This window comes from Sphingobium sp. (genome assembly GCF_049304695.1).
Taxonomy (GTDB): domain Bacteria; phylum Pseudomonadota; class Alphaproteobacteria; order Sphingomonadales; family Sphingomonadaceae; genus Sphingobium.
Genome location: NZ_JBAQOK010000080.1, coordinates 1 through 14,814, shown reverse-complemented (window position 1 = coordinate 14,814; position 14,814 = coordinate 1). Strand labels below are relative to the sequence as shown.

Sequence of the window (14,814 nt, the reverse complement as noted above, 5' to 3'; positions counted from 1 at the left end):
ATTCTGGTAATGCGAACGGCAGTCCTGCCTTAAGCGCGCCGGTACCTGAGATGCAAAACTTGGCGTTGCGGCTAAAAATCCGCCCGCTAGTCTGGACATGCTATGCAGACTTTCGATCCAACTAACTTTCCATGAATGGCGGTTGGCACCCCACGCAGGCAATCGGGCCTGACGGTAAACGGGCTGACATCAAGGATGTCGCCAATGGCCTGCAATGTCGCTGTGTCTGCTTCGAATGCGGGCAGCCAGTCCTTGCCAAGCAAGGCACCAAGCGACGCTGGTATTTTGCCCATCACGCTCCTACCAATTGTCGTCCGACACCGGAATCTGAACTGCATTTCTTCGCCAAGACCTTGCTGGCGGACAGGCTATGGCTGTGGATTCCTGCCGTTCAAGCCAACGCAGCCGGACGGACGGAGGCTATTTCCGATCGCAGGCAGTATGAATTCTCAGAGGTGCGGGTCGAAAAGGCAGATGGGAATGTCCGACCGGACCTGCTTCTCGTCACGGCCAGTGGCAAGGTTCTGCATGTCGAGATCTATGTGCGTCATCGGGTCGATCCCATCAAACTTGAGAAGCTGAGAAGTCGTGGCATTTCCTCGGTAGAAATAGACCTGTCGAAACTGGAATGGGACGATCGTGGCGCATGGGAGGCTGCGATCCTGGAAACTGCACCTCGGGAATGGCTGCACAATGCCAGAGCGGCCAGGGTTCAGCAGGACATGGAGGCACGGGCAGCATCAGAAGCCAGTGCGAAACAGCAGGTTTTGGATGCTGAATATGAGAAGGTCGCGGGCATCTGGAACGAAGCCCTGATGTCTTGCGGCGATCCGGACGAGCATCTGGCCGACCAATATAAATTGGCGATGAAACGCGGATTTTCTCAGAAACTCGGCCATGCGGTGAAGGGTGCGACATGTTTCCGAGTGCCGCCGGCATATTGGCAAGCCCGACTGGTAAACCGCTTCCTCTGGGACGAGGCGACCGTGTCACCAAGCGCCTTTGAAACCAATCATGCCCTCGCATATGTCAAGGATCTCATAAGGCCGGGCCTCAACCCCATCTCCAAGGACAGCACGGCCAGGATGCAAAGGGAATTCTCGGCATTTCAGGATCCCTGGCATGTCGTTCACAGCTATCTCAAATGGTTGAAAGAACAGCATTGGATGTTCGACAAACACGTGCTCGGCAAACATTGGTTGCCGTCGAGTAGCGCCGTGTATCTCCGCAAGGAGCAGGAAGCAGCCTGGCAGCAGTAGCAAGAACGAAAAGAGGAAGTTGCCGACTGGGTTGATATGATATTGTCGGACATCCCGGAAAACGAGACCTCCGGCTTTGATCGGGCCAGTTGGGTCGATTGGTTCGTGACCTCGTATGATGAGGATGAAGCCCCCGCATTCCACGAAGCCGTGTATGATATGGTGGTAGGCGGGCGACGCCTTGCCGATGATCTCCTGGGACTGCCATTGCTGGCGGAATATGAGCGCCAGGAGATCGCGCAGGAGGAGCGCCGGGTCCAAAAAGGGCACGAGCGTGTCGCCCGATTGACGCAGGCGGAGCGGGATCGCCGGATTTCAACATTACAGGACAAGGCGTCGGCTGTGCTGGGTGAGTTAGCGCAGCATTGGCTGTTGGCAGCGAATGCGCAGCTTGATGGCAAGACACCGATTGACCTCACTACCGAATCCGATGAAGGTCTGGCCTGTGCCACGTCAGAACTTGCACGGTTGCACAATGAGCGCCGTGAAGCCGAAGCGAAACAGGCCGCCCAAGTGCGTCAGCAAGCCGCATTGGAGAAAAATCGCTTTGACCTGGCGGATCTAGCCAGAAAACGCGCGCGTGATCCGGTGAGAGCCGATCTCTGGTGCAAATCTCCGAACCCCAAACTCGGCGGGCAACGCCCCATCGATTATTGCGTGGATGATCGCGCACTTCGGACCTGCAAAGAAATCATGCCAGCATCTCTCTAAACCCTACCTTAGGCTCGGTAAGCAACGGAATGCCCCGGGCGCTCGGCAATTCATACTGCAACGTGCGCGGGAAAGCCGCGACCGACCACTTATGCGCGTGCGTCCTTCCCGCCCCAAACCTTTGTTGCCGTTGAACGGCGTATTCTCTTTCCCCACCGAAAAGTCAGCTGCTCGAATGCGCTCCTGCTGGTGGCTCCCCATAGCCCAAGCAGTGTGGGGAGCAGGATGAGCTTGAGCTTTCTGCACGACAAGGCCTATGCAATCGATCGAAGCAGGACTCGATTCTGCACGGTCGCGCGTGACTTGGACTGTTGATGATCGTGGGGGAATGAAGTGAAGACGCTGCCGCGGGTCACCGCAACCGCTGAGCAACTTCCGCTTATAAGCCAGAACCGATTCGGCGTAGAAGTCATTTGCGGCGCAGCCGGGAGCGGCAAAACATCGACGGCGCTTCTGCGGCTGCGATCACTGTGCCTCATGTTCGCCGCCCGCCATGGCCGACTCGCAATCGAGACGCCCGTGCGCGTGCTTGTGCTCACCTTCAACAGGACGTTGGCGGGCTATGTCCGCAATCTTGCCGAGACCCAAATCGCGCCCAATGCTAATATCGAGCTGCGGATCGACACCTTCGGCCGCTGGGCCATGTCATCGCTCGGCAATCCTGACGTGCAGGCGGACCGGTCACGGGGTCGGCTAAGAACCCTCGCTATACGCCTTGGAGAGCTGACGCCCGGCTATATCATCAAGGAGGCGGAATATCTTTTGGGACGCTTCGAACCCGAGCGGCTGGAGGATTATATCGCGACCGAGCGCACCGGCCGGGGCGCGGTGCCCCGTGTCGGGCGCCCCTTGCGCAGGCGAATCCTCGACGAGGTGATTTATCCCTATCTGGCCTGGCTGCGCGAGGAAGGCATCGAGGATTGGAATTCGATTACCGTGCGTATGGCCCGCGAGGTCAATACGCACGGCTACGATATCGTGATTGTCGACGAGAGCCAGGATTTTTCCGCCAATCAGCTGCGCGCCATCGTCCACCATCTGGCACCCGATCATGCCATCACCTTTGTCATAGATACGGTCCAGCGTATCTATGCCAGGGGGTTCACCTGGGCCGAGGCTGGCTTCGACGTACGGCCAGAGCGTGTACATACGCTGCGAGCCAATCATCGCAACACGGTCGAGATCGCGGCCTTCGCCGCCTCGATCTTGCACGGCTTCGGCGCGGAGCCTGACGGCGTCCTGCCCAATCTCGCTGCCGCCACGACCCATGGACCGAGGCCGAGGGTCCTGCGGGGCCTCTACAGCCGACAGGCAGCCTGGGCGATCAACCATATCTCACGCCATGTCGACCTTGAGACGGACTCGGTCGCCTTCCTCAAGCCCCAGGCGGGCGTATGGTTCTCGACGATCAAGGCGCAGCTCAATGCCCATGGCATCGGCTGGGCGGACATCACGCGCGAGCGGGACTGGCCGGCGGGCGACGAGAATGTGGCGCTGTCCACCTTTCACTCGGCCAAGGGCCTCGAGTTCGACTATGTGTTCATCTTGGGCTTCAACGACGAAAATACGCCCTATCCCGACGAGCAGCTCGACGATGAGGTCCTCGTGCTCCGACGCCTCCTCGCGGTCGCGGTGGCGCGGGCGCGCAAGGAGGTGATCGTAGGCTATAAGCCGGGAGAGCAGTCGCGCCTCATCCAATATTTCGGCGCGGGCACCTTCGATCAGATCGACGTATGACCATCCAGGCGATCATCGATGAGCGCGGCATCGCAGAGGCGCTCCACTTCACCACCCACAAGGGGCTTGTGGGCACACTCGCCAGCCGGGCGCTGCAGTCGCGCTACCGGCTGCCGGAGGATCAGTATCTCCAGCATATCCTGCATGTGAATGCTGCGGTCCGGCCAGAGGCCAACGCCTTTTTTGACAAGAGCGATAACTGGCTCGACTATGTCAATCTCTCCATCTCGGAGATCAATCGGCGTTATTTCGAAGTGTCGGAGCGCTGGCACGCTGGCGGCGATGTCTGGTGGGCGATCTTGTCTTTCGATGCGGTGGTGATGACCCATGAGAATGTGGTGTTCGCTACAACCAACAACTCCTATGATCTGTGCGAGCGCGAGCGGGGCGCGGCAGGCCTGGAGGCACTCTTCGCCCAGCCCATCCGCCGTAAGACGCCGTCTTGGAGGGTGTATCGAGGCGCGAGGGCGGCAGAGCTTGCGACATGCGAACAGGCCGAAATCCTCTATCCGGCCGCGGTCTCGACGGACTATCTGCGGCGGGTCTATGTTCGCGAGGAGGAATATCAGGACCAGGTGACCGGCTGGCTTGAAGAATTTGGCTTGGCCGGCGTCGAGGTTATATGGTCACCATTGAAGTTCCTGGGAAAGAAAAATTGAACGCTGAGTCTCCTTCCATCGCACCCACCCTTGAGCCCTCCTCCCGGGAGCAGGCGGTGATCAGTTCCGCCCTGTGGGCTGCGGCCGGCGATGCGCTCGGCTGGATGACCGAACTGGCGCGCGGCGAGTCGGGTGTCGCCCACCGCACCGGCTCTGCCACTGTCACCGCGCCTGTGAACTGGCAACGCATGATAGGCGGGCGAGCGGGTCCGCGCGTCGATCTTCCTGCCGGCACCTACTCCGACGATACTCAGCTTCGGCTCGCAGTCTGCCGTGCGATCCGCGGCGACGGCGAGTTCGATGTGGAGGCCTTTGCGAAGGTGGAGGTCACGGTCTGGCCGAGCTACGCGCTGGGCGCCGGCTTGGGCACGAAGGCGGCGGCGAGCAATCTATCGCGGCGCGGCGTCAACTGGTTCTCGAATTTCTTCGAGTCGGGCGGACAGAATTATATCTCAGGCGGCGGCAATGGCGCGGCCATGCGCATTCAGCCCCATATCTGGGCCGCTGGGGCGGATTTCATAGAACCGATGATCGGCAACGTCCTCAGGGACGCCCTTGTTACCCATGGCCATCCGCACGGCTTTTGCGGCGCTGTCTTCCACGCCTTGTGCATGGCACATGCGCTGGAGCATCGCTCCGTGCCCGGTCCATCGGACTGGCCGTTGTTCGTTGAGAGGCTAAGCGTCCTGCCGGAGTTGATCGCAGCGGACCCGCAGCTCGCCGCATTCTGGCAGTCTGCTTGGGAGAATAGTGCTGGCCGGTCACTCGTCTCGGCGATCGAGACCATGCGCTCGGAGGCATTGCAGGATGTCTACGCCGTCCAGCGGATCAACGAGGCCGATGCGGAGCGATCCTACCGCATGCTACTCGAGCGGACGGGGTGCCTCACGCAACGCTTCCGGGGGTCGGGATTCAAGACAGCCCTTGCGGCCGTCGCGCTTGCGTGGCTCTACCGTGACCGGTCGATCGAGGACGCGCTCATCCTGGCAGCTAATGAGCTTGAGAGCGACACCGACACGATCGCGACCATGGCTGGCGCCCTTATGGGCTGCGTCCGTGGGAGCGAGCCACAATGGGCCGTCCAGGATCGTGACTATATTGTTCAGGAGGCACGGCGCCTCGCGGCTATCGCCTCAGGACGACCGCAGGACAGCTTCGCCTACCCGGATCTGGGACACTGGTCACCCCCAACACGGCAGACCGCATCTGTCGGATTGAGCGACAGCGGGTTCGCCTTAGCCGGTCTGGGCCCACTCAATCCTTCAGGCCCAGACTACGCGGCCGGTGACGCGCTTTGGCAGTGGTTCGCCCTCCCTTTCGGACAGACGGTCCTCGCCAAGCGCAGAAAGGTGGTGAATGACAGGCTCGATCCGTCGCAGCTGCCTGGCGATCGTCAGCGACCCGTGTCCGCTCGGAAGCCGCCCACGCGCCCGGCGCCAGTAACACCCCCGGCTTCGGCGTCAATCTCGGCGAAGGATAGCCAAGCGAACCTTTTCGATCAGGGCGTGAGCCAGCCCGCTAGGCGGCATGAGCCGTCGGAGCCGGCTGCCCGTGCGGCAAGATCCGGCCTCGACTACTGGACCGACGTCGTCATACATAACGAGTTCGACGATCTAACGATCGGACGTGTGTTCAATCGCCTGCTCGAGGAAACCGGTTCGGCCGACATTGCAGTAGCGTTCGCGGCGATCATCGCTAAGGCGAAACTCGCGCGGGGGCGGCGCCGACGCGACTAGGATCTCAATGAACCAGCGTAGACGCAGCCTAGGCCTGCCGCTCATGGTGAGGGGCTTATGTCGCGTCGAGGACATCACAGACCAAAGGGCAGATCCCTTATCGAAAGCACTATGATGAATTCCGATGGCGCATCCGAAGGTGATCTATGTTCAAGCGGCAGCTGTCGGACCACATCTACCCCATCAGTTCGTATAAAAGTTAGAGCCTTCGGGAAGGGGAAGCGCCAATTACGACATATGCCTGTTGCCTTTTAGAATAAACTTGGCAATTTGAGGAGATGGGGGAACAAGGGCTTAGTACGAACTTCTCAGCTGCGCCTTCGGCAGCAGGCTACCTCTATCAGGCGCGCCTCGCCCTTCTCTTGGCTCTCTCCTACGTAAATCGGGATAGTAATGTCGAAGTGTCAATCGAAGCGCTCGATGACATTAGCTTTGAGCGAGACGGCGCAGCCTTCGATCTGCTGCAAACCAAGCATCATCTAGATAGAGCCGCTTCGCTTACGGATTCGAGCTCGGACCTTTGGAAGACGATAAGGATATGGGCGGAAGCAATCGCCGTTGACCCATCGCTCCCCGGCAGAACGCGCTTCGCTCTAATCACGACCGGCAATGCGCCTGACGCTTCGGTCGCCTCGCTTTTGAGACCAGCTCCAACCTATTCCATAGGAAGCAAGCGCGATCCCAAGGGTGCGGCGCTGAGGCTCACCTTGATCGCGGAAAGTTCAACAAACGAAGCGCTCAAACGCGCTTTCACGGCGTTTCTCGCGTTGAGCGAGCCGATGAGGGCGTCTTTGCTCAGCTCTGTCGAAATACTCGATCAGCAGCCAGATTTAGTGGATGTCGAAGCCGAGATAGAGGAATGCCTCCGCCTCTTCGCGCCGCGGGGACAGGCTCATAAAGCTCGCGAACTGATCGAGGGCTGGTGGTGGCCCCGGGTATGCAAGGCGCTCATCGACAAGCCTCCCACCCCGGTCGCAATCGGGGAAATTGAAGCGAAACTGGATGATGTGCGGGAATTACTGAAGCGGGAAGGGTTGAACCTAGATTTCGAAGAGGCGGAGCCTACCGATGAGCAGGCAATCGGGTTTGAAGTCTTTCCATTCATCGGGCAGTTGCGCGCAATCGGGGTAGGCGGTCTTCGTATCCAGTGGGCAAAGAGAGATTATTACCGGGCCTTTTCCCAGCGATCCAAGTGGACCCGAGAGCATGCGGTTCATGATGGTGAACTCGCGTCATTCGAAAGACGCCTTATCGAGGAATGGGAGCCCAGGTTCGAGAGGATGTGCGATCGTAGCCGGCCTGCCGAGGATGGTGAAAATCACCTTCAATCGGCAGGGCAGGAGCTTTTCCACTGGGTCGAAACGGAAGCGCGCATTCCGTTCCGTTCGCTCCTGACGCGGTCACTGAGCGTGGGTTCTTACCATATTCTGGCGAACGATATCAGGCTTGGGTGGCACAGGGATTACAAGACCATATTTCCGAAAGAGCCTAAATAATGCCGGGCGAATTGTTGGAGCTCGGATGGGATGAAAGACCTCGGGAAGAGGCTGCCTTGTTCAACCCTGCATTTTGCGGTGAGATCATCGCACAATCCGTTCACGCGCATTTCAAGACGGGCAAACGTCCGCTGAGCTTTCCTTTGGCATTCACTATTTTGCCACTCGCCCTTCATCCGGCATCTCGCGAGCGTCTTCCAAGCCAATCGTCTACCACGCTTCGAACCTGGGCTGTCAACAATGACGCTTTGCTCAGACCGCTGAGCGATCGCATCGCTCGTCTGCGGCCGATAACCCGCGAAGCTCTTCTTTTCCTGATCCAGCTTCAGGCACTCGACCTCACGCCGGCGGGCCTCATTCCAGGCGAAAAGCCGATAGCGCTGACGCGCAAAATCAAAGCAGGAACAGCCGAGACAGACGAGATCAGGCGCTCTGCTCGCCTTCTCGGGCGCTGGTTTGCCGCTCAGAATAACCCCCTTCTCATCCTTCAAACTCTGGGACTTAAACCCTGATGCTGCAGCTAAGCGCGATCGCCATCTACTCCCATTCCGGCGAACGAAGGGACGTGCATTTTGAGCTCGGCCAGCTCAACATCGTCACGGGCGCATCGAAATCGGGCAAGTCGGCTCTTCTGGAGATCGTCGATTATTGCTGGGGTCGCTCGGAATGCACAGTGCCCCACGGTGAAATCCGCAAGGCGGTATCTTGGTTTGCAGTTCTGTGGGACAACGAAGGCGAAGGAATTCTGGTTGCCCGGCGGAATCCCGGCATGTCTCGCTCCGCCAGTGACGAACTTTACCTCGAACGCAATATCGACGAACTGCCGTCTGACCCGTCCGCATTTCACAAGAACATCACGGCAGAAGGCCTCCGCATAGAGCTCTCCCGCATTCTCAAGATTTCGGAGAATGTATATTCCGCCGAAGCCGGTCTTCTGCGCCCTGGCACCCCAGCTAGCGCAAGCCAGGCCATCTTTTTCTCGCTACAGGCGCAGGATGAGATCGCCAACCGACGCCTTCTCTTTCATCGGCAGGGTGAGGAAGGGATACCCCGCGCGATCAAGGACACTCTCCCCTACTTCCTTGGCGCCATGGAGGAGGATTATTACCTCAAGCAACGCCGCTATGATGCGGCCAAAATCAAGCTGCGTCGACTGGAGCGGGAGTTCGCTGAACTCAAAGCGTTGAGTACCGAAGCGACCACAAGTGCGGAGCGATTGTTCCGCGATGCCAAACGCGCCAATCTCATCCCTCCCGACGTTGTTAGTCAGGACACGGCTCATCTTCGGCAATTGCTCACCGATGCAGCAGCGCCCCGCCCGCGCGATTATGTAGATACAAGCGATAGTACCGCCGATCTTGCGGACTTGGATCAGAAGCGCCGCGATCTGCGAGCAAGGCTTCAAGATGTCCGGGAGGAGATCAACAACTATAGTCGGCTGGAACGGGAGGCAGATGATTTCCTCATCGAGGCAAACGAACAATCTGCCCGGCTTGCATCGATCGGTCTCCTGCGGTCATCGGATGCAGACACCCAGCATTGCCCCCTTTGCGCAAGCAATCTTGCGGTCGAGGTGCCAAAAGTGGAGGCCATCAAAGCATCCCTTCAAACGCTGGGAGACCAGCTCTCATCGGCGCGGCGAGACGCCCCACGGTTGCAGGCCCACATCCTTCATCTGGAGGGAAGTCGTGCTGCGCTAGATACTGAGCTCAAAGCCGTCCAGCAGGATATCACTGATCGTATTGCGTCGAATGAGAGGCTGCGCATCGATCAGGATCTTTTTACGGAGCAGGCTCATATCGCGGGCCGTATTAGCTATTATCTAGAGAACACAAGAACAGCTACGGACGATGCCGGCATCAAGCTCGAACTTGCCCGTGCGCGAGCCGAGGTTGCAGAGCTGGAACAGGCCTTGGATCCTGAGACAATGACTGAAAACATCTCTACGGCGCTAAGCCTCGTCGGCCGCGACATTACCGATTATGCCCGGATCCTGCGTCTTGAGCATAGCGGCCACCCGCTCCGGCTCGACCGACGCAACCTGACCGTGACGGCGGACACGGACAATGGCCCTTTGCAGCTCTTCCACATGGGCAGCGCCGAAAATTGGGTAGGCTATCATATCGCGGCCCACCTTGCGCTTCACCGGCTTTTCCGGGTTCGCGGACGGCCGCTTCCAGCGCTGCTGATGATCGATCAGCCTTCCCAGGCCCATTACCCACCGGAACGCGATGTCGGGGAAATCAGCGGGACAGAAGACGAGGATCAGCAGGCTGTCGCGCGTCTCTACAAGCTGCTTTACGATTATTGCGCCAAGCTAGATGGTCGAATGCAAATTATTGTCGCAGACCATGTCGAGCTTTTGAACGACTGGTTCCGCGAATCTACAGTCGAACGCTGGCGTGACGGCATCAAATTAGTACCGCCCGATTGGTTGAAGGACATCCAGTGATTAATGACGGGAGCAATAAGCTGTCACTGACTTATCTCAAATATTTCTCTTAAGTGTCCGATTCTTCCGTTACGTCACTCGGAACCGGCCATTCGGGAATGTCCCAACCCTTGCCTAAAAACGGCTCGACCAAGCTGTCCAAAAGCAAGCGATTTCGAATGGCGTTGCATAGCCTGAAGTATTGGCCTGAAATGGCCACAGATGAAAATGGGCTTTCCCGCTACGGCCCAAAAATAATTTGAAAACATCATCCCGGACTCCTTCCTGATCATGGATATAGCAGGTGCTTAAGAAACTTTTCTGATCGTGGCTCATCGGTTTACGGTTGGCCTCGACAGCTTGAGTTTTGGTGGCATTTTAAGGTAGTAGTTTACAAAGAAAATCCTTGTAAATCAAAGTAGAAAGGCGGTCTCTTAATCAGCGGGTCCTTGGTTCGAGCCCAAGTGCGTCCACCAAAATTCCCAATAAATACAGCCATTTACACCGCCTCGCGGGTCGCTCCGTGCGCTCTTACCGTTTGCGCTCTAGCGTATTTCTAGCGGCTGCCGCCTTCACAGCAACGCCCCGCTCCCGAAGGCGCGAGGCGCTGCACAGCGTCAGGCGGAAAGGAGTGCCCGTCCCCGCTGGTGGCCCCGATGTTATGAAGGCGAGGGGTCGGTGGCCTTAACCCTCATCGCGGGAGTCAAACTAGAAACCTCCCGCAACCTCTATCTGAATCTGTCCTCGTCTCCCCGACAGCCTTGCGCGCCGCTGCACAACCGCAGACGAATCACGTCCTCTGAGAAAAATGGACGGCGGCACTTCATGCAGCGGTGCCAGCCCACCCTCCTGACCACGCGGTGCGGGTCGTCGGCGTCCATCACTGGCTCCCGGCGCAGACAACCGTCGAACGGCCACGGGTCCGGTTCTACGATACCAATGGCGGCAGCTTGCCCCCGCATCCGTAGCGGCACATGGAGGCCGTCCGACTTCGGACGAGGCGCAGGGGGTGCCGGTGGGCGCGGCGGCTGAGCCTGCTGGTGCCGCCACGCTAGTAGCCACGCGGGTTCACCGTCAGCGAGCATGTGCAGTATCCCATGCCCCGCCGCACTCCCATGCCCGCAGGGCAGCGACAATGACGATCATGTCGGCACCGTCCAGCGCACCGCTTTCGATGCCGGGCAGAACCTCCAGTTCAACCCAAGCGTCGAACGAGCCGAACCAAACTGTGAAGGGCGACGGTCGCGGCTTCCGAGCATCCTCTATCCGCTTCACGCGGCGTTGGAGTGCCCGGAGACTCATGTGGTCAGCTCAGACCGAGCTTCGCGCGCCAGTCCTGCGCTTCCTCAAGCGCCTCAGCGAGAGGTTGCGCGGGCGGTGCAGGCGCTGGCGTGTCTGCCTGCCTCCGTCGATCAGCCGACGCACGCAACGCTTTGCTGATCTTGATGTCGTGGGCAGCCTGTGCGCCAGCAAGGGCAGCTTCATCGTCCACGATGCCAAAGTGGCGCGCGACGATGCGGTCCGTTTCGTCCGTGGCCATTCCATACTTCACGATGGGCGCGTAGGGTTCGTCAGCTTTCATAAGTCACCTTGAGTTGGCGCAGGACATCGAACATGTCGGCGCGGACGTCCGGGTCGTCGCAGTCCCGCATGACCTCTGCTGCTGTGGTGACCACAATCTGGCGCAGTTTCCCGCGCTCCTGATCGTCCATGCCAGCAATGAAGTTGCGGAACGGGGTCCAGCGCCCCGTGCGGAAAATGTCGCTATGGCTAAGCGGCACGACATGGATGGGATATGCCATCTGGTCCGCCATGCTGACCGCCCAATCCACCGCTGCCTGATAGTCGCTGACAGGCTGGTAGCGCAGATGGCGCACTGACAGCCTGCCGGGTTCGTCACCGGGCACCGTGAGCGACACGCGGACAAACACGTCATCGTGTTCCGGTGCCTCCGTGATGACGCGGTTCCGCTGTGTGGTTATCGTCGTCATGAACGGCCTCCGTCGGGGTATGCATCAATCTGCGCCAACGCCGTTCGCACTCGGCTTTTTTGCAAAATATGCTGGGAAAAATTGGATTTACCCTCGGGCACCGTTCGCCTCCTCAAGGGCCTCGATCCGAGCGGCCAGTTCCTCCGATGCCCGAACGTCCGCGAGGCGAGCGATGCTGTCGATAATGAGCCGCCCCACGTCCGGCGCGACCGTGCCAGCGGCAACAGCGTCCAGCACCTGGGCGACCTGATCGCTGATCGGCGCGGACGCATCAAAGTCGAAGCTGACCTTCTCCGCCTGCGCCTTGATGCTGGGGAGGCATTTGGCCATCAAGATCGCGGCCGAGTTGCTGTCGCCCTCAAGCGCCTTGCCGATCAGCACCGCCACGATGTTCCGCATCTCATCGAGCATCTGCTGTGTGGCCAGCAAGCGTCGGTCGGGAATGCCTGCGGGTCGTCCGTTCGGGTTGGGACTTGGCCCATTTTTTACCCATGACGGGTTGCCGGGACCGCGAGGTTCAGATGCAACGGGTGGAGGCGCAGGCTTCCAGTCCGTGCCCCAAGGGGGCTGGATTGTGGCGGTCATCGAACTTCCTCGATTTGATTAGAACAAGCGCCTCAGACCGTGAACGGCTTGTGTGAATTGTCCCGTTGTGCGCGCAATTGGCCGGGGGTGATCTCACCCGAATATCGACCGTGAAGCTCGTAGCTCGGACCCTTGATCTTGATGGTGCCGACCGCCTTTGCGACCTCCTTCTTGAGCACTCCCATCCGACCGTCGATCAGATCGCGGGCGGCGGTGACAGCGCGCAGGCGCTTGGCGAGGCCGGGATTGAACTTCTCGTGATACTCGCGGAGCAGAACTTGCTTCATCTCCTCGTCCAGCCCGCTCAACATCGCAGGCGCGCCCAGCACGGCGGATGCCACCACGGAATCGCCATCGCGGATCGCCTGCGAGATGGCTGCTAGGCGCTCGCCGGTCTTGAGGCCCTTCATGTGGGCGCGTATCTCGCCGCTCACCATCTGCGAGGACTGGGACACAACCTCCTTCGTCATCTCCTTCTCCCACGCTTCAACTTTGGCGTTGAGGCTGGACGACGCGGTGTCCCACAGCGGATAGACCTTCGCGAGCATCCGGTTGCGGGCAAAATCATCGACCTTCAGAAGCTGCCCTGCCTCATTGAGCGTGGGGTCATCCGCCACCGCCGCCTTGGCGTCGTGGATCGCGCGGAGCGAAGTAAACGCTTCGGTGAACGCCGACTTGGCAGTGGCGACGTAAGATGCGGTGTCGTCGTCGTAATCATTGATGGTGAGCATCGCGGCTTCTGGATCAAGATCGAGACTTACGCGGGTGTCGATTTCATCAGCCATTTGGCTGCCTCCCATGTTGGATGTGGCTAGACATTGGCTACAAGCTAGGGAGGGAGCTTGAAGGTCCGCAAGCAATTATTTTGCTATAACAATCACTTAGTTCAGTTCTGCGGCGCGTGGCCGTGACATAACATATTTGTGGGTCGGCGATTTTCGGGTGATGACCACAGGCGGGTGGGCCGCTGTGCCGCCGCTACAGCGCGGGCCGGGTATGGCCGCACCACTGCTGGCGACGGCGGCGGCTCGTGCCCTAGCGCGGCGGTTGCCGGCCCGCATGTGGTGACAAGCGGTCGCGACGCTGGCACTATCTTGCAATGATAAATATCCCGCCAATGATCGAGCGTATCAAATCTCTCCTCGCCGACGACACTGACGCAAGCGTCACCTATGCTGCTCTTGAAGCACGTCTCGCTTTAGAGAAGGTTTGTTATGATCGGCTTCGGCAGCGTCATGACTACATACCTCACGCTGAACTTCGCGGCTGGTCACCAAGTTATGTAATGAATAAGATCATGGCTGATGTTGACGAGAATCTCGGCAAGACAATGACCCTCATGATAGGAAGCCCTGTTTCACTAGGCATCAAGCCCGAGGACGATGACTATACGGAAATTGGGACCGAAGTAGGTTTTCGCCCACGAGTGATTGCGAGCATGTGGAATGCTCTGTCCAATCTAGCTCTTCACGTTAAGCTACCCGAACACAAGGATGACCACATATCTTCATACGGCGACAAGGCGGGAATACGCGCGAAGGTTGACCTTGTCGTTGAAGAGTTGGAACGCATCTCAAAGGGGACGATGACCTTTTCCGGCTTCGGTGAGGAAGTCTCATTCGAGTGCCACTGTGGTCAGAAGAATAAAAGACGCGCTGGGCTGCTTAAATCTGGACAAACGATATCCTGTTTCAATCCCAAATGCAGCCGGGGCTACAAAGTCACATTGGAGGATGACGCCAGTTTCACATTCGAATTGGACTCGGTGGAGATTCTTTGCGCGGCGTGCGGCGCAATTACACTCGCCCCGCGAGGTGCGCTTCTCAAAATGGATTATGAGCAACCGAGCACAGTCGTCTGCGTGAAGTGCGCCCATCCCAATCGCGTGCAATGGATATTGGCGCGGGCCGACCTCCCATCACCGGACGCACAACCGCAAGCTGATTGACCACACGCGGGCGCACATGCGCGTAGGGGAACCCGGTAAACTGGGTGAAGTGGGGAATGTGGGGGCAGCGGTAAAGTGAGGAGTTGCTAGCACTTCACCCAGTTTCCCCACATTGTAACCACACTCCCCACTTTTCGTATCGCTCCGGTGAGGGCCACCTTGCGGTGATCGGCTGATATTTCGAGATGGCACCGGTGCAAGCGCCGGTGTTTGCACCGGTACTAGGGACGGTGCGATGAGTCAGATCACGGTAATTTCAGG

Annotated in this window: 14 protein-coding genes; 9 read left to right on the top strand and 5 right to left on the bottom strand. The window is 58.9% G+C overall.

Annotated features, from left to right (window positions below; genetic code table 11):
- The first annotated feature begins 131 nt into the window (after positions 1-131).
- The 8 genes from WA070_RS14505 to WA070_RS14470 all read left to right on the top strand — a co-directional run bounded on the left by WA070_RS14505 (position 132) and on the right by WA070_RS14470 (position 10,050).
- On the top strand, positions 132-1,259 hold the full coding sequence (locus tag WA070_RS14505) for a competence protein CoiA family protein (protein WP_422634643.1): 1,128 nt from the start codon (positions 132-134) through the stop codon (positions 1,257-1,259).
- 36 nt (positions 1,260-1,295) lie between these two features.
- Positions 1,296-1,970, top strand: a complete 675-nt coding sequence (locus tag WA070_RS14500) for a hypothetical protein (RefSeq protein WP_422634642.1) — start codon at positions 1,296-1,298, stop codon at positions 1,968-1,970.
- A gap of 333 nt (positions 1,971-2,303) precedes the next feature.
- Positions 2,304-3,707 (top strand): 3'-5' exonuclease, encoded by a 1,404-nt coding sequence (locus tag WA070_RS14495; RefSeq protein WP_422634641.1) that lies wholly within the window; start codon positions 2,304-2,306, stop codon positions 3,705-3,707.
- Complete coding sequence (locus tag WA070_RS14490; RefSeq protein ID WP_422634640.1) at positions 3,704-4,366, top strand: DarT ssDNA thymidine ADP-ribosyltransferase family protein; 663 nt, start codon at positions 3,704-3,706, stop codon at positions 4,364-4,366. The genes WA070_RS14495 and WA070_RS14490 overlap by 4 nt, the downstream gene beginning before the upstream one ends.
- Positions 4,330-6,102 (top strand): ADP-ribosylglycohydrolase family protein, encoded by a 1,773-nt coding sequence (locus WA070_RS14485; protein ID WP_422634639.1) that lies wholly within the window; start codon positions 4,330-4,332, stop codon positions 6,100-6,102. Before WA070_RS14490 ends, WA070_RS14485 begins: the two co-directional genes overlap by 37 nt.
- A 278-nt stretch (positions 6,103-6,380) precedes the next feature.
- Positions 6,381-7,598, top strand: a complete 1,218-nt coding sequence (locus tag WA070_RS14480) for an ABC-three component system protein (RefSeq protein WP_422634638.1) — start codon at positions 6,381-6,383, stop codon at positions 7,596-7,598.
- On the top strand, positions 7,598-8,110 hold the full coding sequence (locus tag WA070_RS14475) for a three component ABC system middle component (RefSeq protein WP_422634637.1): 513 nt from the start codon (positions 7,598-7,600) through the stop codon (positions 8,108-8,110). Before WA070_RS14480 ends, WA070_RS14475 begins: the two co-directional genes overlap by 1 nt.
- Complete coding sequence (locus tag WA070_RS14470) at positions 8,110-10,050, top strand: DUF3732 domain-containing protein (protein WP_422634636.1); 1,941 nt, start codon at positions 8,110-8,112, stop codon at positions 10,048-10,050. The genes WA070_RS14475 and WA070_RS14470 overlap by 1 nt, the downstream gene beginning before the upstream one ends.
- Positions 10,051-11,103: 1,053 nt before the next feature.
- Here the strand turns inward: WA070_RS14470 and WA070_RS14465 are convergent.
- From WA070_RS14465 to WA070_RS14445, 5 genes are all read right to left on the bottom strand, one after another.
- A complete protein-coding gene (locus WA070_RS14465) occupies positions 11,104-11,331 on the bottom strand; it encodes a hypothetical protein (RefSeq protein ID WP_422634635.1) in 228 nt (75 codons plus the stop codon).
- 4 nt (positions 11,332-11,335) lie between these two features.
- On the bottom strand, positions 11,336-11,569 hold the full coding sequence (locus WA070_RS14460; RefSeq protein ID WP_422634634.1) for a hypothetical protein: 234 nt from the start codon (positions 11,567-11,569) through the stop codon (positions 11,336-11,338).
- Between the two features lie 31 nt (positions 11,570-11,600).
- A complete protein-coding gene (locus WA070_RS14455) occupies positions 11,601-12,020 on the bottom strand; it encodes a hypothetical protein (protein ID WP_422634633.1) in 420 nt (139 codons plus the stop codon).
- An 87-nt stretch (positions 12,021-12,107) separates the two neighbouring features.
- The gene (locus WA070_RS14450; protein ID WP_422634632.1) at positions 12,108-12,605 is read right to left on the bottom strand and encodes a hypothetical protein; all 498 of its coding nucleotides are present in this window, start codon (positions 12,603-12,605) and stop codon (positions 12,108-12,110) included.
- Between the two features lie 32 nt (positions 12,606-12,637).
- Positions 12,638-13,390, bottom strand: coding sequence for a hypothetical protein (locus WA070_RS14445; RefSeq protein ID WP_422634631.1), 753 nt, complete (start codon positions 13,388-13,390; stop codon positions 12,638-12,640).
- Between the two features lie 332 nt (positions 13,391-13,722).
- Between WA070_RS14445 and WA070_RS14440 the strand changes: the two genes are divergently transcribed.
- A complete protein-coding gene (locus tag WA070_RS14440) occupies positions 13,723-14,553 on the top strand; it encodes a hypothetical protein (RefSeq protein ID WP_422634630.1) in 831 nt (276 codons plus the stop codon).
- Positions 14,554-14,814 lie beyond the last annotated feature (261 nt).